We start from the raw sequence: 26,807 nt of genomic DNA on the forward strand, positions 1-26,807 counted from the left end.
ATTATTTTCCTCCTACTCGATTTATTTTTTATCGGCAAATATATAATCTCTCATTTGTTTTTTAACAGTTTCAATATCAAACTTTAGGTAGTATATTCCAGTGCTCATATCACCAGCTCCATCTCCATCCCTTGGGAATCTTTCTTGCTCTAAATTCCCATTTCCTAAACCGGCTACCTTAGTTGCTAGAGATATAAAATCACCAGAACTTAGGTTAGTTTGAACTAAAGGAAGGATGTTATTTAGAATACTAGGATAAGATGTAGGAGATGCAGCAAGAGCTTTATTAAACACTGCAGACATTACATTTCTATGTCTGTGGGTTCTTTCATAATCTCCACCACTAGCATATCTTATTCTAGAATAGGCTAGAGCTTGCTTACCTGTTAATAAGGTAGGGCCTGTAGAACTTACTCCAGGAATATGAGATATTTCTTCTTCAGTAATATCTATTGTAATTCCACCAAGGATATCAATGATTTCTGGCAATGAAGAAAAGTTTACTGATACAAAATCCTCTACATTAAGTCCAAAGTTTTCATTTAAGGTTCTTAAAGCTAAGGTTGGCCCTCCAAAGGCATAGGCATGATTTATTTTATCCATACCATGGTCTGGGATATTAACATAAGAGTCCCTCATAATAGATGTTACTTTAACCTTATTATGAGCGGAATCAATGGTAGCTATCATTATGGAGTCAGAACGACCAGCTTGTCCTTCTTCTGCATCAATACCATATAAAGCTATATTTTTTATGGATTCATGGTTGTCGTATTCTTTAAAGGCATCCTTAGAAGCAATACCTAACTTAGATTTGTCAATCTTTACTTTATCCATCTTATTATATAATGAATAAAAATATCCTCCTCCAATAGCTATTATAAATATCAACACTCCTAGAATTCCCATTGAAATTTTAAATCCCAGGGACTTTTTCTTCTTTTTTCTTCTTTTATTTTTCTTTTTTTCAGGATCAATTGTGTTTTGTGACATAGTTACACTCCTCTCTGTACCTAATTCTATCACCATATGTTAAAGGTGTAAATATAAAGAAATGCATAATGGTTGATTATTCCATGAAGTTTATTATAAATTTTTATGAACATGATACGATGATATAATTATGAACTAATAATAAAAATAATAGTATATATAGGCGCAAAATCAAGGATATTGTAGAATACATTAGGTTATTATTCATAATTATACATAATATTACTAGTAACATTAGTTTTTTACTAGTAATGTTACTGGAAATATGATATTATACAAATGTGACAGTTATGTATGCAATTGAAATATAAAGAAATATGTACTATTATACGGATGTTACAACTAGGTATTCAAATTATATTTTTATATGGTAAAAATATACATAAGATGTTGTAATATGTATAAATTGATTTTGTAAGGAGAATTAATTTGGAAGAGAATATTATTAGTTTAAATGACATCTTCGAAATTTTAAAAAGAAAGTGGAAAATTATATTAGTATTTGCTTTGACCTCTACTTTAGTAGCATCAATAGCATTATTTTTACTAATAACTCCACAATATGAATCAACCACTAAGGTATTTATAGGTAAAGAAGAAAGTCAGCAGGAAGGATATAATATTTTAGATATACAAATGTATCAAAAATTATTAAAGACCTATGCTGAAATTATTAAAACTGAAGATTTGGTAAAAAAAGCTATAGATAAAACAGGATTCGAAATAAACCCTAAAGAAGCAGTTGAAAATTTAACAGTGGTATCCCTAGCTGATACACAAATTATTGAAATAAAGTATAAAAGCAGCTCACCAGAAGAAGCTGTAAAGTTAGTATCTGCTATAAAAGATGAATTTGTTAAATTATCAACAGAATTAGTTCCTAATGGAAATGTACAAGTCCTAGAAGAACCTAGATTTCCATTAAGAGCAGTAAGTCCTAACAAGAGTATGGGGCTTATAATAGCTATAGTATTGGGAGTGTTTATAGGAATAGGAGTTATCTTCCTTATAGAGTTTATGGATAACACCTATAAAAATAAAGATAGGCTAGAAGAAGAATTAAACATACCAGTTTTAGGAATAATACCAAAGATAGACCTATAAAATCTTAAGTAGGATGATTAACACAAGATGGAAACGGAGGAATAATAATTTTGGAAGAACAAGTAATTAGCCTTGGAGAAATTCTAGAAGTGTTAAAGAAAAGGTGGAAGTTGATACTAATAGTAACTTTATTAGCGACTTTAGTATCAGGGTTGGTAAGCTTTTTCTTAATAAGTCCTAAGTATGAAGCAAGTACTAAGTTATTTATAGGTAAAGAAGCAGGAGCAGAGGCAGGTTATGATCAAAGTGAGATAGCTATGTATCAAAAGTTAATGAAGACCTATTCTGAAGCCATAAAAACTAGAGATTTAGTTGGTAGAGCTATAAAGGTTGCAAACAGTAATCTAACAGAAGATGAAGTTCTTAAGAAGCTTACAGTGGTAACTGTAGCTGATACACAAATCCTTCAAATTAAAATTGATGATAAAAATCCTAATATGGCAGCAACTATGGTACAAGCTATAACCAATGAGTTTGTAACTACATCTAAGGTTTTGGTGCCAAATGGTAATATAAAAGTTATAGAATCAGTAAAAGTTCCAGAAATGCCAGTGAGCCCTAATAAAAAAATGAATATAGCTATAGCCTTTTTATTAGGATTAATGGTAAGTGTAGGAGTAAGCTTTTTACTTGAGTTTTTAGATAATACATATAAAAATAGGGAACAATTAGAAAAGGAATTAGATATTCCTGTAATAGGAACTATACCTCACACTGAGCAGTAGAAAGTTACAGCAGATAATCTTAATAGATTTTTACTTAAGGAGAGAAATTAATGTTTATAGTAGAAAAAGATCCCAGGTCTATAGCTTCAGAAAGTTATAGGACTCTAAGAACAAATTTGCAATATTCATCCTTTGATGAGGAATATAAAGTAATAGTAGTAACTAGTGCAGAACCAGGAGAAGGAAAGAGTACTACAGCAGGAAACTTAGCATTATCCATAGCTGAAGGAGATAAAAAGGTGGTACTTATAGATTGTGACTTAAGAAAACCATCACTACATAAAAAATTTGAAATATCTAATACTGCAGGACTTTCTGATGTAATAGTTGGGAAGGAGAGTATTTCTGTAGTAGGACATAGATATAATAATAATCTTACCGTATTGACCTCAGGTAAGATTCCACCTAATCCATCTGAGATGTTAGGTTCAAAATCCATGAAGGCTCTCATAGATGCCTTAAAAAAGGTTTTTGATTATGTAATATTAGATACGCCACCAGTACAAGCCGTTACTGATGCGCAAATACTATCTACTAGAGCCGATGGAACATTGCTTGTCATTAGAGCAGAAAAAACAAAAAAAGATTCTGTTGTAAATTCTATTAATCTTTTAAAAAAGGTTAATGCAAATATCATCGGTACTATATTAAATGGAGTAGACACTAAAAGAAACAGCTATTATTACTATTATGGTGATAAATAATATATAAAATTTCACTTAAAGGTTGGAGGAGTGCTTATGATAGATTTTCATAGCCATATACTTCATGGAGTGGATGATGGATCTAAAGATGAAGATATGACTGTAGACATGCTTAAATTAGCAAAAAAGTCAGGAACCACAGGAATTGTTGCCACTCCCCATTTTTTTAGGGGTAGGTTTCAAGTACCTTATGAAGAAATTAAAAGAGAAGTAGCTAAATTGAAAATTTTAGCTAAAAATAAGGATATAGATATAGAAATATATTGTGGGCAAGAGGTTTACTATACTAGTAGAATTCTAGAAAGCTTTCAATGTGGTGATATAGGTACCATAGAAAACAGTAGATATATGTTAATAGAATTTCCTTTAAGAGAGTTTTCTGTGGATGAAGTTATAAATGACATCTATGAACTTCAATTAAATGGAGTTGTACCTATCATCGCTCATCCTGAGCGGTATAAAACATTTATAGAAGCCCCTCAACTTATAAATAAGTTTATTGAAGAGGGGTTTTTATTTCAACTAAACACAGGGAGCATAACAGGAGATTTTGGTGGTGGAGTTAAAAAAACTGCTAAATTATTTGTAAAACATAAAATATATAGCACTATAGGTTCCGATGGTCATAGATCCCAAGTTAGAACCACAGATATGACAGAGGGGATAAAAGCTATAGAAAAAATAAACCCTGGATATGCAAGGGAGATGGAGAACATTTCTCAGGAAATCTTAATGAATAATAAGGTTGAATTTAGAGGAGAAAGAATTAGAAAACAAGGTGGGATTTTTAATATATTTAGAAGATAAGTTGAACATTGTTCAATATACGTAAATTTAAACTGGGTGTATCGGTTATATAAAAGTCGGGAAATTGGGGGAACTTTTTAGAATCGATAGGGGTTAAATAAAATTTGACATAAATAACTTAAATTTAAAGGGAATTATGAACTGTAGTCTGTACTTGGGCGCTTGGACTACAGGGAGTTAGTAGCGCAACCCACCTTTATCTTATTAATTCGGGGTAACTATAAGTTTGAAGGGGAAATTTATGGTATATGAGTTAGTGAAAGATAGCGGTGGGTTATTTTTATCTGGTTTTATAAATTAAGAATTGGTGGGCAGTCTTAATTAAAGAAAAAATAAAGAGAGTTAGAGCTTATCGTACCAAAGTGAGGTGAAGTAAATAATGAATAGTGAACTAAGAAACATATCGTTTTCACCACCAGACATAACTGATATTGAAATTAATGAAGTAGTAGATACCTTAAAGTCTGGTTGGATTACTACAGGACCAAAAACTAAGTTATTTGAAAAAGAAATAGCAAGTTATTGTAATACATCAAAAGTGGCTTGCTTAAACTCAGCTACAGCATGTATGGAAATGACCTTGAGATTACTTGGCGTAGGTGAGGGAGATGAAGTAATAACTTCAGCATATACATATACAGCTTCAGCTAGTGTAATAGAACATGTTGGAGCTAAAATAGTACTTGTAGATTCAGGTAAAGATTCATTTCACATAGATTATGATGCTATAAGAGAAGCTATAACAGAGAGGACAAAAGCAATTATTTCAGTAGATATAGCAGGTGTAATGTGTGATTATGAAAAGATATACCAAGTTATAAATAGTAAAAAGAATTTGTTTACACCTTCTAATAGAGTTCAAGAAGCAATTGGAAGGGTAATTGTTTTAGCTGATGCGGCACATTCATTTGGAGCTTCTTATAAAGGAAGAATATCTGGTTCAGTAGCAGATTTTACAAGTTTTTCATTTCATGCAGTTAAGAACTTAACTACTGCAGAAGGTGGAGCGGTTACTTGGAATGATATTGATGGTATAGATAATGAAGAAATATATAGACAGTTTATGATATTAACACTGCATGGGCAATCGAAAGATGCCCTTGCAAAAACAAAATTAAGTGCATGGGAATATGACATTATTTCTCCTGCATTTAAATGTAATATGACAGATATTATGGCATCTTTAGGGCTGGGACAACTTAAACGCTATGACAAAATTTTAAGAAGAAGAAAAGAAATTATTAATATGTATGATAAATTTTTAGAAAATACAAATGTACAACCATTTAAACATTATGATAGCAATTATTCTTCAAGTGGTCATTTATATTTAGTTAGACTAATTGGTAAAGATGAAAAGTTTCGAAATGAGTTTATAGAAAAAATGGCCAAATACGGGATTGCAACTAATGTACATTATAAACCACTACCAATGCATACAGCATATAAAAAGTTAGGGTTTGATATAAAAGACTACCCTAATGCATTTAACACATATAAAAATGAGGTTACATTACCACTACATACTTTATTGAGTAATGAAGATGTAGAATATGTTTCTAAAAAAATTAAAGAAATAATATAACATGAGGGGAAGGGGTTAGTTTGTATAAGAATTATATAAAAAGGTTATTTGATATTATATTTTCGCTATTATTAATGGCTTTAATACTACCTATAATATTAGTATTTGGAATACTAATCAAAATTGAAGATGGTGGACCAATATTTTATTTTGGAGAAAGACTGGGAAGAAATGAGAAAATATTCAAAATGTTTAAATTAAGATCTATGAAGGTAAACGCTCCTGATATAAGAAATAAAGATGGTTCAACATACAATGCTGCAGATGACCCGAGATTAACTAAGATTGGTAAGTTCATTAGAAAGACAAGTATTGATGAATTGCCACAAATAATAAATATTTTAAAAGGGTATATGAGTTTTATAGGACCAAGGCCGGACTTACCTGAACATTTATATTGTTATGAGAAAGATGAGGTAAGAAAATTAGAAGTATTACCTGGTGTAAGTGGATATAATCAAGCATATCATAGAAATGCTGTTATATGGAAAGAAAGACTAAAAAATGATGTATATTACGTAGATCATATAAGTTTTATGGTGGACTTTAAAATACTATTTAGAACAATATTTATTATTACTTTAAGAAGAGGGGTATATAATGGAAAGACAGCTGCAAAATCAGTTTCACAAGACAACATCTATAGAGCAACATAACATATATGAATATAGAAAACTAGAATGGGATACAAATTATTTTGGCGTAAAGAGTGCAAGAGTAGCTTTAAAAGATAAGATAAATAGAAATGAATGGGTGAAAATTAGAAATTTAATTGTAGAGAATGATTTTGTAGTAATTGATAATATAAATAATGATTCAACAAACAACTTTTTTATATCAAATCTTTTAGGGGTATTTTTAACAGATATTAACTTTCAGTTTATTAAAAAAATTAAAAATGATGAAAATGCGAAAATTGAAGAAAGTGGTAATATTGTAATTAAGAATAGTATGGAGTATAGTGAAAAAATTGTTGATATAAGTAAAAAATCTTATAAATATTCAAGATTTTTTAATGATCCATTCTTAGATAAGGAAAAATCAGAAAATATATATTCACATTGGGTTGAATCTGCATTTTTAAATGAAAGTAAGTATTTTCTTTATTATAATGAAGGTTCAAATATTTTAGGCTATATTTTATTTAGTATAGATAATGAAAATAAAAAGGCTATTATAGAATTGATATCTGTTGAAGAAAATGTGAAAAATAAAAAAATTGGAAGTAGTATGATGTATCGCTTAGAAAGTTTTTTGATGCATAATTTCAGCGACTTAGAAGTACTTCAAGTTGGAACTCAAAGCAACAATACTAAGGCTATTAATTTTTATATTAAAAATGGATTTAGAGTTAAAGAATTGAGATCTGTTTACCATTATTGGCCTAATTTCATGCTGAATAATATGGATGGAGCAGTTAATGAAGAGGTAGCTGCAACTAGGAAATAGTTTTGAATAATTATTATAATACTTAATTCCAATTTTAATTTAAGGAGAACAAAATAAGGTGAAAATATTGTATATTTCAACATCATTTCCAGAGCCGAATATAGGCTCAACAATATATACAGATTTAGCTGAAGGACTATTTGTAGCGGGCCATGATATTACAGTAGCAGTATCTGAACAAACTAAAAATAAAAAGTGTACTGAAATAAAAAAAGAACGTGGTTTTGATGTATTACGTATTGCTACTGGAAATTACTATGATGTAGGATTTATTGAAAAAGGAATCACTACATTGAAAATTCCTGTTTTAATGCGAAGGGGCATAAATAAATACTTAAGTGATAAGATATTTGATATGATTTTATTTGAAGCACCTCCAGTTACAAATGCAGGTTTAGTAGCATGGGCTAAAAAAAAATTTAATTGCCCAGCATATTTAATGCTTAAGGATATATTTCCTCAAAATGCTGTAGACTTGGGAATAATTAAATATAATGGATTATTATTTAAATATTTTCAATTAAAAGAAAAAAGGCTCTATAAAACAGCAGATATTATAGGATGTATGTCTGTTGCCAATAAAAACTATATAATTAATCATAATCAATGGTTAAATACTAGAAAGTTGAACATTTTTCCAAATACTAAGAGTATAACTAATGCTTTTAGATATGATCAATATCCTATGCGTGACTTTTATAATATTCCTAAAGAAGCTTGTGTCTTTCTTTTTGGAGGTAACATGGGAAGACCACAGTATATAGAACTTCTATGTAGGGCTATTGAAGAATGTAAAAATGAAGAAAATATATATTTCATTTTTGTTGGTAGAGGAACAGATAGATATAAGCTTGAGAAAACAATTAAAAACAATAACATTAATAATGCTCTTGTAATTGAAAACTTACCTAGAAATGACTATGAACAGATAACAAAAGAATGTAATGTAGGATTAATTGTATTAGATCCTAGATTTACAATACCTAACTATCCATCACGTATTTTATCATATATGGAGTATGCAAAGCCTATATTGGCGGCTACTGATAGAGTAACTGATATTAAAGAATTAATTGAAGATGCTCAATGTGGTGAATGGGTATGGTCTGGTGATGCTTGTAAATTTGTAAATAAGATTAAGGCAATGGCTGGCAATGTAGAATTGTCTCGGATGGGTGATAATGGAAGAAGGTATATTGAAGATAATTTTAGAGTTGAACATTCAATAAAAATTCTAGAAGATTATTTGAAATTATTGATATAAGTGGAGGAATTAATATGTTCAAAGATAAAAGTTTACTAATAACTGGAGGTACTGGTTCTTTTGGAAATGCAGTACTAAAAAGATTTCTAAATACAGATATTAAAGAAATTCGTATTTTTTCTCGTGATGAAAAAAAACAAGATGATATGAGGAAAGTTTATAAAAATGATAAAATAAAATTTTACATAGGAGATGTGAGAGATTTACAAAGTATTAAAGCTGCCATGTATGATGTAGATTATGTATTTCATGCAGCTGCATTAAAACAAGTTCCTAGTTGTGAATTCTTCCCTTTAGAAGCAGTAAAAACAAATGTTATAGGAACTGATAATGTACTTACAGCAGCCATAGAAGCAGGAGTAAAAAAGGTAATATGTCTATCTACAGATAAAGCAGCTTATCCTGTAAATGCTATGGGAACTTCTAAAGCTATGATGGAAAAAGTTTTTGTAGCTAAATCAAGAACAGTTTCACCAAAGAAAACTTTAGTTTGTGGAACTAGATATGGAAATGTTCTATGTTCAAGAGGTTCAGTTGTTCCTCTATTTATAGAGCAAATAAAGAGTGGAAAGCCACTTACAATAACAGAACCAAAGATGACAAGATATATAATGAGTTTAGAAGAGGCTGTGGAGTTAGTTGCCTTTGCTTTTGAAAATGCAGAAAGTGGAGACATCATGGTTCAAAAGGCACCAGCTTGCACAATTGAAGTTTTAGCTCAAGCGGTAAAGGAGTTATTTGAAGTAGAATCTGAAACGAAAATAATAGGTATTCGTCATGGAGAAAAGATGTATGAAACGCTTTTAACCAATGAGGAATGTGCAAATGCTATGGATATGGGAGATTTCTATAGAGTACCAGCAGATAAAAGAGATTTAAATTATGATAAGTACTTTACTGATGGAAATGAAGGAAGAACACAACTTGAAGAATATAACTCTAATAATACGGAACTTTTAAATGTAGAAGAAGTAAAAGCAAAACTTTTAACACTAGATTATATTAAAGAAGAGTTGGAATTCTGGCAAACTTTAAATGAAGCTGATGTTACTAAATAATTTACTCTAAAGAAAGGTAGGAACGATTATGAAAATACTTGTTACCGGAGCAAATGGGTTTGTAGGTAGAAACCTTATAGCAGAGCTTAATAATAGGGGTTTTAATGACATATATAAATTTGATATAGACACAGACAAGACTTTATTAAATGAATATGCTGAGAAGTGTGAATTTGTATTTCATTTAGCAGGTGTAAATAGACCTAAAAATGAAAAAGAATTTATGGAAGGTAATTTTGGATTTACTTCAGAGCTTTTAGAACTTTTGAAAAAACATAATAATAAATCTTCAATTTTAATTACTTCTTCAATTCAAGCGGAAAAGGATAACCTTTATGGGAATAGTAAAAGAGCTGGTGAAGAATTGCTATTTAACTATAGTAAGGAATCGGGAGCCAAAGCTTTAGTATATAGATTACCAAATCTTTTTGGTAAGTGGAGTAGGCCAAATTATAATACTGTAGTAGCAACTTATTGTCATAACATAGCTAGGGGCTTAGACATACAAGTAAATAATGAAGATGCAGAGCTTACATTATGCTATATAGATGATGTTTTAGAAGAATTTATAAGAGCACTTGAAGGTAATGAAACTGTAAATGGTAAGTACTGTTGTGTTCCAGTAATCCATAAGATTAAATTAGGGGATTTAGCAGATAGAATAAGAAGTTTTAAAGAAAGTAGAAAAGATTTAAGTATTGCTAATATGGAAGATGAACTAACTAAAAAACTTTATAGTACATATTTAAGCTTTCTACCAGAAGATGAATTTTCTTATGATTTAAAAATGAACTGTGATAATAGAGGTTCATTTACTGAATTTATTAGAACCCCAGAGAGAGGACAAGTTTCGGTAAATGTTGCAAAGTCAGGAATAACAAAGGGAAATCACTGGCACCATACAAAGAATGAAAAGTTTTTAGTAGTAAGTGGCACTGGACTTATCCGTTTTAGAAAAATAGATTCAGATGAAATTATAGAATATAAAGTAAGTGGAGAAAAGCTTCAAGTGGTAGATATACCAACAGGCTATACTCATTCTATTGTAAATATTGGAGATACTGATATGGTTACTGTAATGTGGGCAAATGAAGCATTTAATCCTGTAAAACCAGATACGTATTTCTTGGAGGTATAATAATGAAGAAACTTAAGGTAATGACAGTAGTTGGTACAAGACCAGAAATAATTAGATTATCTGCTGTTATTAATAAATTAGAAGAATCAGAAGCCATTGAACACATTTTAGTTCATACTGGTCAAAATTATGACTATGAATTAAATGAAGTGTTTTTTAATGATTTTAAATTGAAAAAACCAGATTATTTTCTAAATGCAGCTACTGGAACAGCAGTAGAAACTATAGGAAATATACTTGTTAAAATAGATCCAATTATGGAAGAAGTAAAACCAGATGCTTTCTTAGTACTTGGAGATACAAACAGTTGTCTTACAGCAATAGCAGCTAAGAGAAGACACATTCCAATATTTCATATGGAAGCAGGAAATAGATGCTTTGATGCAAGGGTTCCAGAAGAAACTAATAGAAAGATTGTAGATCATACATCAGATATAAATTTAACTTATAGTGATATTGCAAGAGAGTATTTATTAAGAGAAGGATTACCAGCAGATAGAATAATTAAGACTGGAAGTCCAATGTTTGAAGTAATTAATTCAAGAAAAGATGATATAGAAAAATCAGATGTTATAGAGAGATTAAACTTAAAAGAAGGACATTATTTTGTAGTATCAGCCCATAGGGAAGAAAATATAAGTTCAGAAACAAACTTCTTAAATTTAGTAGAGAGTTTAAATGCAGTGGCAAAAAAGTATAATATGCCTGTAATAGTAAGTACTCATCCTAGAACTCGAAAAATGATAGATACAAAAGGTATAGAATTTAATCCTTTAATATCACTTATGAAACCACTTGGATTTAATGATTATGTAAAGCTTCAAACTAAGGCTAAAGTAGTATTAAGTGATAGTGGAACAATAAGTGAAGAATCTTCAATCTTAGGATTTAGAGCTCTTAATATAAGACAAGCTCATGAAAGACCAGAGGCGATGGAAGAGGCTTCAGTTATGATGGTTGGACTTATGAAAGAGAGAATATTGCAAGGGTTAGAGGTACTTGAAACACAAGAAATAAGTACTCTAAGGCGTGTAGCAGATTATAGTATGCCTAATGTATCTGATAAGGTGCTTAGGATAATATTGTCTTATACAGATTATGTGAATAGAGTGGTTTGGGGGAAGTAATATGAAAATCTTACAGATAAATTCTGTTTGTGGCTATGGAAGTACGGGTAGAATAGCTACAGATATTTATAAGATTTTAGAAGAAAAAGGGCATGAGTGTTTAATAGCCTATGGTCGAGGTACTGCTCCAAAAGGAATAAATTCTATTAAGATAGGTACGAATTTTGATAACTATATGCATGTAACAAAAACAAGATTATTAGATAAGCATGGGTTTGGGTCAACGAAAGTCACAAAAGAATTTATAAAAAAGGCTAAAGAGTACGATCCAGATGTTGTTCATTTGCATAATATTCATGGTTATTACATTAATATAGAATTGTTATTTAATTATTTAAAAGAAGCTAACAAGCCGGTAGTTTGGACACTTCATGATTGTTGGACTTTTACAGGACACTGTGCATATTTTGACTATATTGGTTGTGATAAATGGAAAGTGGGTTGTGATAGGTGTTCAGAAAGAAATGCGTATCCAAGAAGTTTATTTATAGATAACTCAAAATATAATTATGAAAGAAAAGAAGGATTGTTTACTGGTATAAAAAATATGACTATAGTTACACCATCTAAGTGGCTTGCAGGTTTAGTAAAACAATCATTTTTAAGTAAGTATGATGTTGAGGTAATAAATAATGGAATAGATTTGGATGTATTTAAACCAACAAAAAGTGATTTTAGAAAGAAATATAACTTAGAAAATAAATTTATAATATTAGGTGTAGCAAGTATGTGGGATGAAAGAAAAGGATTAAAATATTTTCTTGAATTATCAAAATGTATTGATAGTACCTATAAAGTAGTTTTGGTTGGATTAAATAATAAGCAGTTAAATAAACTACCTCAAAACATTATTGGAATCAAAAGGACTAATAGTGTAGAAGAACTTGCAGAAATATATTCAGTTGCAGATGTATTTGTAAATATGTCAAGTGAGGAAACATTCGGGCTTGTCACTGCAGAAGCAATGGCATGCGGAACACCAGCAGTATCTATAAATTCAACAGCTAATCCTGAACTTTTAACAGATTCGTGTGGCTTCGTGTCGAAAAAAAATGATATAATGGATATGTATAATTATATTTGTGAAGTAAAATCAAAGGGTAAAATTAAATACCAAATTAGTTGCATAAATCATGTAAAACAATGCTTTGATAAGAAAGTTAAATATATGGAATATTTAAGTTTATTTGAGTCATTATGTAATAAAAGTCTATAGATTGTATAGGAGTTGGTGTATTGAATATTCTAATGATTTCGTTCTTAGCAAAAGAAAAAGAAGGTCGGTTTAATCGTTGTTATAATTCTGTAAGTAAAAAGCATGAAGTTTTTATTATTGATGTTGATGATAGGGAGTATTTTGATAATAAACGAATTTGCTTGAAATTAAAAAATAGAAATCCCATTTTTCGTTATTTTGAATTTACATATAAAGTAATAAAAGCTTCGAAAAAATTAAAGTTTGATACCATATATGCGCATAATTATTTTACGTGTCTGCCAGCAATCATAATAAGTAAACTCGGAAGGAAAAAATTAATCTATGATGCTTATGAGTTATATTATCCAGCTGGCAAAAATCCTTTTTCAATGCGTGATAGTTTTTTTTACTTCTTCGAGAAAAAGGCTATTAAAAGTGCAGATGAAGTAGTATGTGCTAATAATGAGAGAGCACTTATTATGGCAGGACATTATAACTTAAGAAAGATACCCACTGTTATTGGGAATATGGCAAAAGATGATTTATACGAAGATGTGCCTAAAAAGCAAATTTGTAATAGCCATATTGTTAAAATTGTTTATGCAGGATATCTAGCCTATGATAGGTCAATTTTGGAGTTAGTATGTTCAATTAAGGAAAATAAATATGAAAAAAAAATAATTTTAGATATTTATGGATATGGACCATTGTTAAATGAGTTAACAATTATGGCTGCAAAAGAAGAGTATAGTTTTATGAAAATAATGGGTTCCTATTTAAATTCACAATTAGATTTAATATTGAGCAATTATCATATAGGATATGTGTCATATCCTAATACTGATTTTAACAATATTTTTTGTTGTCCAAATAAAGTTTTTGATTATGCCCATAATGGCTTAGTAGTCTTAGCACCAAATAATTATGGATTATCTGCAATGATATCTAAGTATAAGATTGGTTGTTGTAATAATAACATCAATTATGCTATTTCAAATATTTTGTTAAATTATAATTATTATCAAAAAAACCTAAAATTATTTTTAAATGATAATAATTGGAGTAATGAAGAAGTAAAACTTTTGGAGTTATTAAATAATAATTCTCGTATAGATGGTGAGGTATAGTATGGATCAGTTTAATTATTTGATTGCAGCAGTACTTGCACTAGTCACTTTTTTAGTTATAAAAGTGAGTTTGAAATATGTAAATAGTACTATAGAAAAATTTTATATTATTTTTATATCTATTTTTACATTTATATATTCAGGTGCAGGAATTGCCTTTGAAGAAGTAGCAAAAAAATATATTTTTTCGTATATTTCATTTATCATTTTATTGTTACTAGGAATGATTATAGGATTTAAATTGTTTAATGCTAATAAAGAGTATAGATTTATAAATTCGTTAACTACAAGCAATCGCTGGATTATAAATTTATCAACTCTATTATATTGGGTAATCATACTTGTCAGATTAGTTTATCCCAATAATAGGTTATCATATTTATTCAATATTAGCATTAGTGTTAATGATGTTTTTGCAAATCAGATAGCCAATCGTTCTAATACAGTAGTATATATAATGGGGTTAGTTTTGCTAGTTATTCGTCCATTTTATTATATATTCTTATACAAAATGAAATCAAAATATAAAGCGATTCTATTAATAGTATTAGAGATTTATATTGGGGTAGTAATAAGTGGATATATAGGCAGATCAGGTCTGATAGTTAATGTATTGATGATACTTTTTATATTTGTTTTTAAAAAGTATAATAAAAAGTACAACTTTAATATGGTTTTGAAAAATAAAAAAGTATCATTACATGAAAATTCAAACAAAAAAAAAGAAGATATTATAATGTATAAAAAATTTATTAAAGTTTTCGCAATTATAATTATGATTACAATTTTTTTTCTACCATTGCTTTTTGACTATCAGAACATGAGGCTTGGAGTATCGGCATCAAATGTAAATGCCAGTGAAAAAATAAGCGAATTGCTTAAAATCGAGTTTGCTTTTCCCAAACTATATGATGAGGCTGAGCTATTTTCAAATTCTGTGTCGCCCATAAATTATTTCATATGGTTATTTACTTTGATAATACCTAAAAAACTAATTGCAGTTAATCATATAATGCTTATTAATTACGATTTCACTACATTTATAACTGGAATACAATATGGACAAAGTGGTTTTAGTGTGTTTTTACCATCAATTTTAGGAGAAGGTATAATGCTATATGGAACATATTTTGCATGCCTTCATGGTTTAGTTATTGGATTAATATCAGGAATGTTCTGTTCTTTCTTTAGAAAATCACAAGTATTAAGTTTGTGGAACATTTATATATTATTTCAGTTATTATTAATGCCTAGGGGTGGAAGTCAAGGAACTATATCAGGATTTATTAATGGTTCAATTTTAATCATGATTTGTGCTGTAATGGATGTATTTATTGCCGAGAGGAGGAATAAAGCATGAAGAAAATTTTACTTTTAATAAGTGAATATTTACCTGAGTTTTCTGCAAATTCGAGCTGTGTTGTAAATGTGGTTAATGAATTAAAAAAAGGTAATATTGTTGATGTATTAACTTTTTCAGGGCAAGATAATTTGCCATTAAGTGAAAATATTGATGGTATTAACATTTATAGAGTTAAATGTAAAATGAAAAGTAATTATAATAAGATGTATTCAAAAAATAAATTCAAAATGAATACAGTTAATTTTTTATTTAAAAGAGTTATGAATAAATTGATAGTGATGTTTATATGGCCTGATTTTACAATAATAAATTTAAGATCATACCAAAAAAAAGCAATAGAACTTATTTATGAAAGAAAGTATGACGCTATCATAACGTCGTCTGGAGATTTTTTAGTTCAAACTGTAGGTACACGTATCAAGCAAAAATATCCCCAAATTAAATGGATAGCATATTTTAATGATCCTATGCCAAGTGAGAACTTTATATATTTAAAAACTAAGTCAACTATTATGAATATAAAAAAGAAACAGGAACTGGTTTTTAAATATGCTGATGCTATTTTATATGACTTAGAATTGTATAAAAAATATGTAAATATATTTTCTAACTATAAAGAAAAAATGAAATCAATAGGAATACCATCTTTAATTCAGTCTGAATTTAATAATGAGACAGTTAGCGATAGTAAGAATATCAATATTATCTATGCTGGTTTTTTATATAAAGACATAAGAAACCCAGAGTTTTTATTTAAGATAATTAGCAATAGTAATATTCCAATTGAATTTAATATATATGGAAGTGGAGATTGTTTGGATATAATAGATAAATATTCAAAAAAAAGCAATGGGAAAGTAATATATCACGGACAAGTTACACAGCGTGAGATTAGGAATAAAATTAATAATGCAGGCATACTTGTGAATATTTGCAATGTAATAAGTGAACAAGTACCTTGCAAGTTATTCGAATATATGGCTACAGGATTACCTATACTAAATATTGTAAAAAATGAAAACGATCCGGTTGTGGAATATATAGATAGATATAAAAATGGAGTAAACATTTTTGAGAAAACTGACATTATAGAAGCTACAAAACAATTGGAAGAGTTTTGTAAAAACAATGCATACAAAAGAATGGCGTTTGAAAATACTAAACAAAACTTTTACAAAAACACTCCAGAATACACAAAGAAGGTTATTGAATTCTTGATTTAGTTATATTAATGCTTTATGAAAGGAATGATTATTTAAGTGAGAGTTTTATGGATTGTAAATGTACCTTTACCTGATGTATGCAAGTCACGTTCTATTAAAGGAATTTATGGTGGAGGATGGATGCAGTCTTTGCTTGAAGCTATTTTAGATGAAACTAATATTGATATGGCTGTTGCTACACCATTCCAGTGTGAAAATGTTCTTATAGAAGAACATAATAATGTAAGATATTATCTTGTACCTGGTGGAGAAAAATCCAAGCATAAAGTAAGGGAATGTTTTAATAAAGAATGGAAAAATGTAATTGATGATTTCAAGCCAGATATAATACATTGTCATGGAAGTGAATACGCGCATACTTTGACTATTTTAAAAAATAAAGGGCTCATCCCTGCAATGGTTTCAATTCAAGGATTAATAGGACCATATGCAGAGGAATATTATGCTGGTATAAGTGTAAAAGACATAATTGCAAATTACACATTAAAAGATTTAATTAGAAAAACAGGTATTTTTGCATGTAAAAATGAAATGGAGAAACGTGGTAAGTTAGAAAGGGATATATTTGCAAATTGCGACATGATTGTTGGACGAACTCAGTGGGATAAGGCACATGCTTTTGAGATGAACCATAATGCACAATACCGTACTAATAATGAAAGTCTTAGAAAAGAATTTTATGAATGCGAAAAATGGTCCATAGACAAAAAGGAAAATAATGCCATATTTATATCTCAAGCAACTTATCCTATTAAAGGATTCCACAAATTAATAGAAGCTGTGGCTATTCTTAAACAGAAAAATATAGAATGTAATGTAAAAGTTGCTGGTTCGAATATATTTGGGAATAATATAAAATCATTAACGTCCAAGATAAAAGATACGGGATATAGTAAATATGTAAAAAAACTCATTGAGAGATATGGATTGGAGGATAAAATTGAATTCTTAGGAACTTTAAATGCACAACAAGTGGCCACACAACTACAGAAATCCCATGTTTTTGTAGTTCCATCATCAATTGAAAATAGTCCTAACTCGTTAGGGGAAGCCATGATTATAGGGGTACCATCTATTGCATCATACGTTGGAGGTGTTCCATCTATAGTTAAAGATGATGAATGTATATTATATCCATTTAATGATGCAGCAATGCTTGCTAAAGCGATTTATGATGTATTTACAAATGATGATATAGCATTAAAACTATCTTCCAATGCTAAAAAAAGGGCATTAAAAACACATGATAAAACTAAAAATCTTGCGGACTTACTAAAAATTTATGAAGAATTAGCTTTATTAAAAAAGTAAAACGAAAGTGGTGAACATTATTGTTAAAAAAGACAATAATAAATGCAGTGACTGGAATTTTCCTAACTTTTATAAGTGCAATTTCAGCAATAATAACAACTAACATAATTATGACAAAATTAGGTTCCGAAATTAATGGAATACATCAGACAGCAAATCAGTTTGTAAATATGTTCTCTTTGATAGAAGGAGGATTTGTGTTGTCAGCTGTTGTTTCTCTTTATGAACCAATGAGGCTGAAAAATCAAGAGAGAATTAATGTTATTTATTCAACAGTATCCAGTTACTTAAAAAGAGTGGCTATAGTTTTTGCTGCGTTATCAACTATAGCAAGCTTAATTTATACCTTAAACATAAAAAGTAATGTTGATAAGCTTACTATTTTTTTAGTATTTCTTTTGTCAATATCAAACAGTTTGTGCATAATTGCAGTTCAACTAAGAAACTCTGTTATTTTTGAATCTACTCAAACAGAATATAAGTTAAAAACCTTGAATTCAGTTTGTAGTATAGGAGTTATGATATCAATTTATATAACATCAACTTTTTTTAATACTAATATTATTGTTATAAAAAGCATTATTTTGCTTGGAACTATGATAAACGTTTTTTTAATTTCCTTAAAGCGAAGAAATGCTTTTCCTAAAATCAAAAAAAATGATATTATTGATAAAGGTGTAGTTAAGGGTTCGGGAGACATTTTTATACAAAAGATAGCAGCTACAGTAAACCAAAGTTTGGATATGGTTGTATTGACAGGTATGACATTAGCAGTATATTCAAGTATATATGCTATATATAATATGCTTTTCAATTTTGGAAGAATGGTAATAGATTCTGTTAGTTTAGCGCCATTTAATGGATTAGGGCAGATATATTCTAAGGGTTCTAAAGATGAAATAAAAAAAGCTTATAAGTTATACGAATTTGACATAATATTTATTTCTTCAGTGATAATAACATCTGTTGCAATAATTGCAATACCGTTCATAAGTATTTATACAAGAAATGTTAAGGATGCAAATTATGTAGATTCTAAAGTTGCATTACTGTTTGCAGTTGTAATCATGCTGAATTGCATTAATAAGCCGAGTGGTGCAATGATCAACTTGAGCGGCAATTTCAAGCTACAAAAGATTACTACAACTATATCGACAATAATTAATTTAGTACTTTCATTGATTTTAGCTCCGATTTATAATATAAAGGGAGTTTTGATTGCGACTTTAATATCATATTTGGTTCTTGTGCCAGCAAATATATACTATAATTGCACAAAGGTAACTGAAACTAAGATAATTGATTCCATCAAGGTTATGTCAATTAATTTTGCATTATTTTCTATATTGACTGTAGTAGGGGTTAATATTAATTTTAACCATGGTTCTTATATGAAAATTTTTGGATTAGGATGCATAATCGGTATGGTGGTTTTAATTATTTTCATAATAATAAATACATTATTGTTCAGTAGTATGATGAAAGAAAATGCAAATATTATTAAAAAAATTTTTTTAAAAATACAAACCAAGGAGAGTTAATAATGAAGAGAATTTTAAAAAAGCTTCTTTTACCTTTGCTATTACTTGCTAAAAGTTTATATAATCAGTTAATTCTAGCGTTTAAAATACAAAGAAAGCCAACAGTAATCAATTTCCCTATTACAAATGTTTGTAACTGCCGATGTAAGATGTGTAATGTTTGGAAAGATGAACATAAAGAGAAAGAACTTCTTACTACTGAAGAAATACAAAGCATTTTTTCAAATAAGTTATTTTCAAATCTGAAGCATGTGGGGCTCAGTGGTGGAGAGCCATTTACAAGAACGGATATAGTAGAGGTTGTAAAAGCTATATTGGATGGGTGTAAAACAGTTGAGAGTGTATCAATAATTTCAAATGGAACTTTGAAAGACCGAATATTGAAGAGTTATCCTAAGATTGTGGAACTGTGTAGAAGCAGAGGCGTTAATGTCTCCATATCTTTTTCAATAGATGGAGTTGGTGAATTACATGACAAGGTGAGAAGGAGAAAAGGAACTTTTGCTCAACTGGAAGAACTTCTTAATGAACTAAAAGTGAATAACATAAAATATAATCTATGTGCTACTGTTGTAAAGGATAATGTTGATGGTTTGATGGACTTGTTAAATTATGCAAAGAATAGGGATGTACATATTTCATTTAGAGTGGCTGCACAAATTAAAAGACTGTATAATGACAGCATTGTTGAAGAGTTTTGTCTTGATGCTGATCAGCGATGCAAAACTGCTAAATTTTTAGAGTCACTTTACAGGTACTATGAAAAAAGCCTTGTAAAGCGATTGTTCTATAAATCTCTTATAGACCAGTTGGTAAATGGTAAAAAGAGAACTTCTGGATGTGTGTGGAAAAATCAAGGTGTTTCACTTGATCCAGGTGGTAACTTGTATTATTGTTTTACTAAAAGTGAAAAACTATGCAACTGCTTGAAGCAAGATATAGTAAAAGCATATTACAATTCAAAGGAACAGTTTAATAACATGTTGAAGAATTGTGATAATTGTGTTCATGATTATGAGGGTGTGCCATCTCCAACATTAGTATTTGGCTATTATTTTGAGAGTTTGAAATATATTTTAATTTATCCTATAAAGTATCTTTATATTAGAATGCTGGCAAGAGTAGTAGTGCCATTATTAAGAAATAAAAAAAACATAAAAAAGAATCCTTCTACTGTTTTTATAACAGGCTGGTATGGAACTGAAACTACAGGCGACAAGGCTATTTTGTACCATATTTTTGATACTTTCAAGGCTTTAAGAAAAGATACAAAGTTTATTTTATCATCAATAGTTCCATATTTTTCAGAGCAAACTGTAAGAAACTACAACAAATATGATGAGAATATAACTGTTGTAGATAGGACAATTCTTACTACTAAGTGCCATATAAAATGTTCAGATGTTGTTGTCATGGGAGGCGGTCCTTTAATGGACATTGATGAAATGTACAATGTTTTGCATGCATTTATAATAGGTAAGATAAATAGTAAAACAAACGTTATATATGGATGTGGTTTGGGGCCAATTCATACAGAAAGACATAAGAAAACAACAAGACAAATACTTGAACTTGCTGATTATGTTTTTTTAAGAGATGAGCAATCCGTAAGAAATTATGGAGAATTGTTAAAAGATATACAGTATTCTATTTTTATTGATCCAGCTGCAATGTATGTAGCAAATTATGAAGCTAGTTTCGATGAAGAACAAAAAAAGTATAACCTATTCTGTATTAGGGAATTGCCGGAGGTATATTGCTCTGATTCTAGAGAAGTATCTAGCTACAAGGAAAGGCTTGTTAATGCAGTTGATGAATTGATAAGAATTTCAACTGATGAGAATAAGGAAGTAAGGTTTTTCCCTATGCACACATATTTTATAGGTAATGATGATAGATTATTTTTTTATGATTTATCAAAGCGTTATAAAATGAATTCTAATATTAAATTTTATAATGAAGACTATAGTTTTGATGAAACTTATAAAATTTTTAAATTAGCGTATAAAGTAATAGGCATGAGGTTTCATTCAGTAGTATTCAGTAATTCTTTAGATAAACCGACTTTAGCAATTGATTATGATGATAAAAAAGGTAAAGTATTTGGATTTTCAAATCTAGTAGGAGTTGAAGAAAATGTTCTTTTTCTACCCCAAATAACTCCAGAAAACGCAAATGAAAAATATTGTAGATTAAATTGTAACTATAATGTTTCTGATAAAATTATAGAAATTGAAGCTAGTTTTTTAGAAGAATTTTATAGTATTTTTAAAGGAGAGAATTAATAATAAAATTTTACATTTAACTAAAAGTTATATAGGTGTTACGAGAAAAAATATAAAGTGAAGAAAAGAAGTGAAAGTTGTAATGAAAAAAGTAATGCTCGTCTTTGGTACACGACCAGAGGCAATAAAGATGTGTCCTTTGGTAAATGAACTGAAGACACGAAAAAACATTAAGACAATTGTTTGTGTTACTGGGCAGCATCGCCAAATGCTTGATCAGGTACTTGAAGCTTTTGATGTTGCTCCTGATTATGATTTATCTATAATGAAAGATAAACAAACTCTTTTTGATGTAACAACTAATATTTTAAACAGAATTAAAGAAGTATTAGAAGCAGTAAAACCAGATGTGGTGTTAGTTCATGGAGATACATCTACAACTTTTGTTACAGCTTTAGCTTGTTTTTACTTACAGATTCCAATTGGACATGTTGAAGCTGGACTCAGAACCTATAATATATATTCACCATATCCAGAAGAATTTAACAGACAGGCTGTTGGTATTATAGCAAAGTATAATTTTTCTCCCACTGAGTTATCAAAAGAAAATTTACTTAAAGAAGGTAAAAAATACCAATATATCTATGTTACTGGAAATACTGCCATAGATGCCTTAAAAACTACTGTTAGGGAAGATTATACTCATGACCAACTTAAATGGGCAGAAGGTGGTAGACTTATTATGATAACTGCTCATAGAAGAGAGAATCTAGGTGAGCCTATGAGAAATATGTTTAGGGCTATTAAAAGGATAGTAGATGAAACACCAGATATTAAAGCTATTTATCCTATTCATATGAATCCTGTAGTAAGACAAGCTGCAAATGAAATTCTTGGAGATTGTGATAGGATTAGAATAATTGAGCCGCTTGATGTATTAGATTTTCATAATTTCCTTTCTAGGTCTCATTTGATTTTAACTGATAGTGGTGGAATTCAAGAAGAAGCTCCAAGTTTAGGTAAGCCTGTGCTTGTTATGCGTGATACCACAGAGAGACCTGAAGGAATAGCCGCTGGTACGTTAAAATTAGTGGGAACTGATGAAGAGATTATTTATAATACATTTAAGTTATTACTTGAGGATAAATTAGAATATGAAAAAATGAGCCATGCAAGTAATCCATATGGTGATGGTTTTGCAAGTAAGAGAATAGCAGATATTTTGGAGGGTCTAGGCACTTCTGTCCAAGAAGCTGAAACATTAGAGGAAGTTGCTGCTTCAAAATAGTCTTTAAATACTAGGAGATTGAAATATGAAGGATATAGATATTAGAAATTTATTAGGTAGGGATGCAATACAACTTAAATCAGACCATATTGATAGATATATCAAGGATAAGGTTATTCTTGTAACCGGCGGTGGAGGAAGTATTGGTTCAGAGATAATTAGGCAAATAACTAAATTTTCACCAAAGAAAATTCTTATTTTAGATATATATGAAAACAATGCTTATGATTTACAAATGGAGCTTAATAGAGACTGTCCCCAGCTGTGTAAAAGTGTGATAATTACTTCAGTGAGGGATTTAGTGAGAATGGATCAGGTGTTTTGTCAGTATAGACCTGATGTGGTATTTCATGCTGCTGCTCATAAGCATGTTCCTCTGATGGAAGAGAATATGGCTGATGCAATTAAAAACAACATAATAGGCACATATAATGTTGTTAAGTGCGCCCATAAGTATGTAGTAGATAAGTTTGTATTAATAAGTACAGATAAAGCTGTGAATCCTACTAATATAATGGGAGCTACTAAGAGGTTTTGTGAACTTATAGTACAAGCTTTTAATGAAGTTAGTAAAACTGATTTTGTAGCTGTGAGATTTGGAAATGTTTTAGGAAGTAATGGTTCTGTGATACCACTATTTAAAAGGCAGATTGAAAAAGGTGGACCTGTCACAGTTACACATCCAGAGATAACTAGGTTCTTCATGACTATACCAGAAGCAGCTCAGCTTGTAATTCAAGCAGGAGGCTTTGCAGAGGGTGGAGAAATCTTTGTCCTTGATATGGGTAAACCAGTGAAGATGGTGGACCTAGCTAAGGAATTAATAGCTCTTTCAGGTTATAAACCAGAGGTTGATATAAAGATAGAGTATATAGGACTAAGACCAGGAGAAAAACTTTATGAAGAACTACTCATGGATGAAGTTGCCTTAACTTCTACAGAACACGATAAAATCTTTGTAGAAAAACCTAAAGAAGCAAATATAACCTTTATAGAAATATCTATAAAAGAATTTAAAAATGTGGACAATATGTCTAAAGAAGAAATTATAAAATTAATGCAAGAAAAGGTTCCTACTTACTACCCTATGGGATTAGATTACGGGGTATCCCCAATAGCTGAAATCTCGCAAACCCTTGCTACGTAAACAACTAGTTAACTAGTTATATAGTTTTATAGTTAAATATGGATAAAGTTAACTAGGTTTATAGCTTTATATTTATATAGTTTCCTAAGGAAAATTTTAAATAGTTAAATATAATAAAATGTAATGAGGTCTGACCCCATTACATTTTATTATATTATTAGTAAGGCGTACTACATGCTAGTGCAATTATAAAGAAGAATATATATATAGCAACGGTAAAAATGATTGAAGCTATGAATCCAAACAATGACCATTTACCTATAGCATCTGAACTTCTTGGTTTATTATCCTTCCACATAAAATAAACTATTATTCCAACTATAGGAAAGCAACAAGCTATTATATTTGCAATGGTGTCAGGCTCATCTTTTACTATTGGATGGCCATAATTATATGAATTATTATTCATTGATTGCTGGTTATTTGGATTTGTAGCATTGCCACATTCAGGACAGAAGGTGACGTTATCTAGAATTTCTTTTCCACATTTAGAACAATACATATGCGAATCCTCCTTAAAATTTAAGTTAGTTTTTTATTTGCTTTTGGGTTACCACAGTGTATACAGAATTTAGCATCAACACTTATTACTTTTTTGCAATTATTACAAAGAGTTTCATTTTCATCCATATTTGAAATGGTATTTGTATCACTCACTATAGGAGTACCACAAGTTGTGCAGAATTTACTGTCAGGGTTAAGTGGGGTTTTACAGTTTCTACAAATATTATCGAGATTATCTAGTACAAGTTTTTCATTAAAGTTTATAGAAGTTGTGATAACTCTCTTTTTAAATATCAATTTACTAATAAATAAAGTTAATGAAACGAACAATATAAGTATTGGAGAATACTTAAGGTTTCCAAAAATGAAATCACCCAAGCCAGTAAAATAATTATCATTAAAAGTCATACTCAATACAAAACATCTGATAAAAGAGTATAATGAAAATGATGTTATAATTCCAAGGTTTATTAATAATATTTGTATAACTAAGTCAATAGTTCTAGATTTATTTTTGAAATATGAACTTATCAAGTATGATATTAGAATCGTAATAATATATATTCCGTAATAACATAATTCTAATAATAAGAATGGCACATTATCTATGCTAATATCATTTTTGAACATATTTATGGGTATAGCTAAAATTGGACCTAGAAATAAAAAAATGCAAGCACTTAATCCCACGTCTAAGATGTTAGAGGAAGCATACCCTATAAACACTAGAATTGCTAAGAGAAAGCATAATATAACTTCATAAAGTACATCATTAAAAGGTACAAAAGCTATAATTAGAGATGTAATTATAGCTATAGAAGTGGCAATGGCAAGACAAATTATTTTTTTAGTATTAATGGATTTTTTATCATAATTAATCATTCTATTTAATTCCTCCAATGAGGCATATATTATAGGCCTCTCAAAATTTTTTGTAATTTAACTCCATGACTATAACCAAGTTTTCCAATAAAAATAATAATATATATTGTAGCAATGCCAGCTAAAATACCTGTGATTAGCCTTCTTGTATTTGTACTTGTCCACTTTCCTAAGTATTGTCCTATACCATCAATTCCGATAGGTATCAATAGAACAAAACTAAACATCAAGGGTATTTCTATGAAAAATGCCATTAGTAATGCTATTAAGTATCCAATTAATATACCAGTGCAACGAGCACAAATAGGAAACTGCTTTCCTTTATAAAAGAATGAACGCTCAGGTAGCTTGTGACATATAAAAAGATAGTCAAGTATTTTCATATTTTGATTTTTTCCTTTCTCATTAAAACCCATTAGTTGCTAGCCTAAACACAATGAATAATATGTATACAATTATGATTTTATGCGGATTTTGATTAAAGTAGTAGCTAATATATTAAGCTACTACTTTAATCAAAACATTATAATATAAAAAATAATTAAAAGTTTACAGTTATTCTAGTAAGAAGAAAATGAACTTCCAGCTAAGCCTAATATAATACAGAGTATGTATATAATAGCTACGGCAATAACCCCACCGATGGCCCATTTGCAAACTGCACTTGAACTCTTTGGTTTTGTATCCTTCCAAACTAAATAAAGTACTAGTCCAACTATTGGAAAACAACAACTTGCTATGTTTGCAAGGGTGTTTGGCTCATCGTTAACAATTGGTTGCCCATTGTTATATGTATTTTGAATATTTCCCATTGATTGTTGTTGGCTAGTTGGATTTGTATTATTGCCACATTCAGGACAGTAGATGGCATTGTCAGGAATTGATTTCCCGCATTTTGAACAAAACATGTATATATCCCCCTTAAAATTAAAATATTGTATAAATTCCATTAACAATTGTATCATTTATTGTAGAAATAGTAAACAATTTAGGTACAAAAGTAACTCCCTAAGCCTGCTGAGGCAAAATAAGACATATTCACGG

Annotated in this window: 24 protein-coding genes, 1 pseudogene and 1 riboswitch; of the genes and pseudogenes, 20 read left to right on the forward strand and 5 right to left on the reverse strand. The window is 29.5% G+C overall.

Annotated elements, in window-relative coordinates:
• Window positions 1-21: 21 nt before the first annotated feature.
• A complete protein-coding gene (locus tag B3B03_RS10995; RefSeq protein ID WP_346877310.1) occupies window positions 22-993 on the reverse strand; it encodes an LCP family protein in 972 nt (323 codons plus the stop codon).
• Window positions 994-1,422: 429 nt separating this feature from the next.
• On the opposite strand from B3B03_RS10995, the gene B3B03_RS11000 reads away from it, so the two are divergent.
• The 20 genes and pseudogenes from B3B03_RS11000 to B3B03_RS11095 form a co-directional block, all read left to right on the forward strand.
• Window positions 1,423-2,097: a YveK family protein gene (locus B3B03_RS11000; RefSeq protein WP_346877311.1), complete on the forward strand. Its 675-nt coding sequence runs from the start codon at window positions 1,423-1,425 to the stop codon at window positions 2,095-2,097.
• 50 nt (window positions 2,098-2,147) lie between these two features.
• Window positions 2,148-2,822 carry a YveK family protein gene (locus B3B03_RS11005; RefSeq protein ID WP_346877312.1) on the forward strand — a complete coding sequence of 225 codons (675 nt, stop codon included), beginning with the start codon at window positions 2,148-2,150 and terminating at the stop codon, window positions 2,820-2,822.
• 50 nt (window positions 2,823-2,872) lie between these two features.
• Entirely contained in the window at window positions 2,873-3,526 is a 654-nt protein-coding gene (locus B3B03_RS11010) for a CpsD/CapB family tyrosine-protein kinase (RefSeq protein ID WP_346877313.1), read from the forward strand.
• Window positions 3,527-3,562: 36 nt separating this feature from the next.
• Complete coding sequence (locus B3B03_RS11015) at window positions 3,563-4,333, forward strand: tyrosine-protein phosphatase (RefSeq protein ID WP_346877314.1); 771 nt, start codon at window positions 3,563-3,565, stop codon at window positions 4,331-4,333.
• A gap of 120 nt (window positions 4,334-4,453) precedes the next feature.
• Window positions 4,454-4,537, forward strand: a riboswitch (cyclic di-GMP riboswitch).
• 175 nt (window positions 4,538-4,712) lie between these two features.
• Window positions 4,713-5,918, forward strand: coding sequence for a DegT/DnrJ/EryC1/StrS family aminotransferase (locus B3B03_RS11020; RefSeq protein ID WP_346877315.1), 1,206 nt, complete (start codon window positions 4,713-4,715; stop codon window positions 5,916-5,918).
• Between the two features lie 20 nt (window positions 5,919-5,938).
• The gene (locus B3B03_RS11025) at window positions 5,939-6,574 is read left to right on the forward strand and encodes a sugar transferase (RefSeq protein WP_346877316.1); all 636 of its coding nucleotides are present in this window, start codon (window positions 5,939-5,941) and stop codon (window positions 6,572-6,574) included.
• The gene (locus tag B3B03_RS11030; RefSeq protein WP_346877317.1) at window positions 6,519-7,367 is read left to right on the forward strand and encodes a GNAT family N-acetyltransferase; all 849 of its coding nucleotides are present in this window, start codon (window positions 6,519-6,521) and stop codon (window positions 7,365-7,367) included. Before B3B03_RS11025 ends, B3B03_RS11030 begins: the two co-directional genes overlap by 56 nt.
• A gap of 58 nt (window positions 7,368-7,425) precedes the next feature.
• Window positions 7,426-8,631 (forward strand): glycosyltransferase family 4 protein, encoded by a 1,206-nt coding sequence (locus B3B03_RS11035; protein ID WP_346877318.1) that lies wholly within the window; start codon window positions 7,426-7,428, stop codon window positions 8,629-8,631.
• Between the two features lie 14 nt (window positions 8,632-8,645).
• On the forward strand, window positions 8,646-9,689 hold the full coding sequence (locus tag B3B03_RS11040; RefSeq protein WP_346877319.1) for a nucleoside-diphosphate sugar epimerase/dehydratase: 1,044 nt from the start codon (window positions 8,646-8,648) through the stop codon (window positions 9,687-9,689).
• 28 nt (window positions 9,690-9,717) lie between these two features.
• A complete protein-coding gene (locus tag B3B03_RS11045) occupies window positions 9,718-10,827 on the forward strand; it encodes a capsular polysaccharide biosynthesis protein CapF (RefSeq protein WP_346877320.1) in 1,110 nt (369 codons plus the stop codon).
• Window positions 10,828-10,829: 2 nt separating this feature from the next.
• Window positions 10,830-11,954, forward strand: coding sequence for a non-hydrolyzing UDP-N-acetylglucosamine 2-epimerase (gene wecB / locus B3B03_RS11050; RefSeq protein ID WP_346877321.1), 1,125 nt, complete (start codon window positions 10,830-10,832; stop codon window positions 11,952-11,954).
• A 1-nt stretch (window position 11,955) separates the two neighbouring features.
• Entirely contained in the window at window positions 11,956-13,170 is a 1,215-nt protein-coding gene (locus B3B03_RS11055; protein WP_346877322.1) for a glycosyltransferase, read from the forward strand.
• A gap of 20 nt (window positions 13,171-13,190) precedes the next feature.
• Window positions 13,191-14,279: a hypothetical protein gene (locus tag B3B03_RS11060; RefSeq protein ID WP_346877323.1), complete on the forward strand. Its 1,089-nt coding sequence runs from the start codon at window positions 13,191-13,193 to the stop codon at window positions 14,277-14,279.
• A gap of 1 nt (window position 14,280) precedes the next feature.
• Entirely contained in the window at window positions 14,281-15,639 is a 1,359-nt protein-coding gene (locus B3B03_RS11065; RefSeq protein WP_346877324.1) for a hypothetical protein, read from the forward strand.
• Window positions 15,636-16,865 (forward strand): glycosyltransferase, encoded by a 1,230-nt coding sequence (locus B3B03_RS11070; RefSeq protein ID WP_346877325.1) that lies wholly within the window; start codon window positions 15,636-15,638, stop codon window positions 16,863-16,865. Before B3B03_RS11065 ends, B3B03_RS11070 begins: the two co-directional genes overlap by 4 nt.
• A 36-nt stretch (window positions 16,866-16,901) precedes the next feature.
• A complete protein-coding gene (locus tag B3B03_RS11075) occupies window positions 16,902-18,176 on the forward strand; it encodes a glycosyltransferase family 4 protein (RefSeq protein WP_346877326.1) in 1,275 nt (424 codons plus the stop codon).
• 20 nt (window positions 18,177-18,196) lie between these two features.
• Window positions 18,197-19,717 (forward strand): polysaccharide biosynthesis C-terminal domain-containing protein, encoded by a 1,521-nt coding sequence (locus B3B03_RS11080; RefSeq protein ID WP_346877327.1) that lies wholly within the window; start codon window positions 18,197-18,199, stop codon window positions 19,715-19,717.
• A 2-nt stretch (window positions 19,718-19,719) separates the two neighbouring features.
• On the forward strand, window positions 19,720-22,002 hold the full coding sequence (locus tag B3B03_RS11085; RefSeq protein ID WP_346877328.1) for a polysaccharide pyruvyl transferase family protein: 2,283 nt from the start codon (window positions 19,720-19,722) through the stop codon (window positions 22,000-22,002).
• An 82-nt stretch (window positions 22,003-22,084) separates the two neighbouring features.
• Window positions 22,085-23,230 (forward strand): non-hydrolyzing UDP-N-acetylglucosamine 2-epimerase, encoded by a 1,146-nt coding sequence (gene wecB, locus B3B03_RS11090; RefSeq protein WP_346877329.1) that lies wholly within the window; start codon window positions 22,085-22,087, stop codon window positions 23,228-23,230.
• A 40-nt stretch (window positions 23,231-23,270) separates the two neighbouring features.
• Window positions 23,271-24,377 (forward strand): annotated as a pseudogene (locus B3B03_RS11095) (UDP-N-acetylglucosamine 4,6-dehydratase family protein); the annotation flags it as partial.
• A gap of 157 nt (window positions 24,378-24,534) precedes the next feature.
• Here B3B03_RS11095 and B3B03_RS11100 read toward each other — a convergent pair.
• The 4 genes from B3B03_RS11100 to B3B03_RS11115 form a co-directional block, all read right to left on the reverse strand.
• Complete coding sequence (locus B3B03_RS11100) at window positions 24,535-24,879, reverse strand: zinc ribbon domain-containing protein (protein WP_346847825.1); 345 nt, start codon at window positions 24,877-24,879, stop codon at window positions 24,535-24,537.
• Between the two features lie 20 nt (window positions 24,880-24,899).
• Window positions 24,900-25,763, reverse strand: coding sequence for a zinc ribbon domain-containing protein (locus tag B3B03_RS11105; protein ID WP_346877330.1), 864 nt, complete (start codon window positions 25,761-25,763; stop codon window positions 24,900-24,902).
• A gap of 29 nt (window positions 25,764-25,792) precedes the next feature.
• Entirely contained in the window at window positions 25,793-26,179 is a 387-nt protein-coding gene (locus tag B3B03_RS11110; RefSeq protein ID WP_346877331.1) for a DUF2085 domain-containing protein, read from the reverse strand.
• Window positions 26,180-26,323: 144 nt separating this feature from the next.
• Window positions 26,324-26,671: a zinc ribbon domain-containing protein gene (locus B3B03_RS11115; protein ID WP_346877332.1), complete on the reverse strand. Its 348-nt coding sequence runs from the start codon at window positions 26,669-26,671 to the stop codon at window positions 26,324-26,326.
• Between the last annotated feature and the right edge of the window lie 136 nt (window positions 26,672-26,807).

The organism is Clostridium sp. UBA5712 (assembly GCF_002419845.1).
Classification (GTDB): Bacteria; Bacillota; Clostridia; order Clostridiales; family Clostridiaceae; genus Clostridium_J; species Clostridium_J sulfidigenes.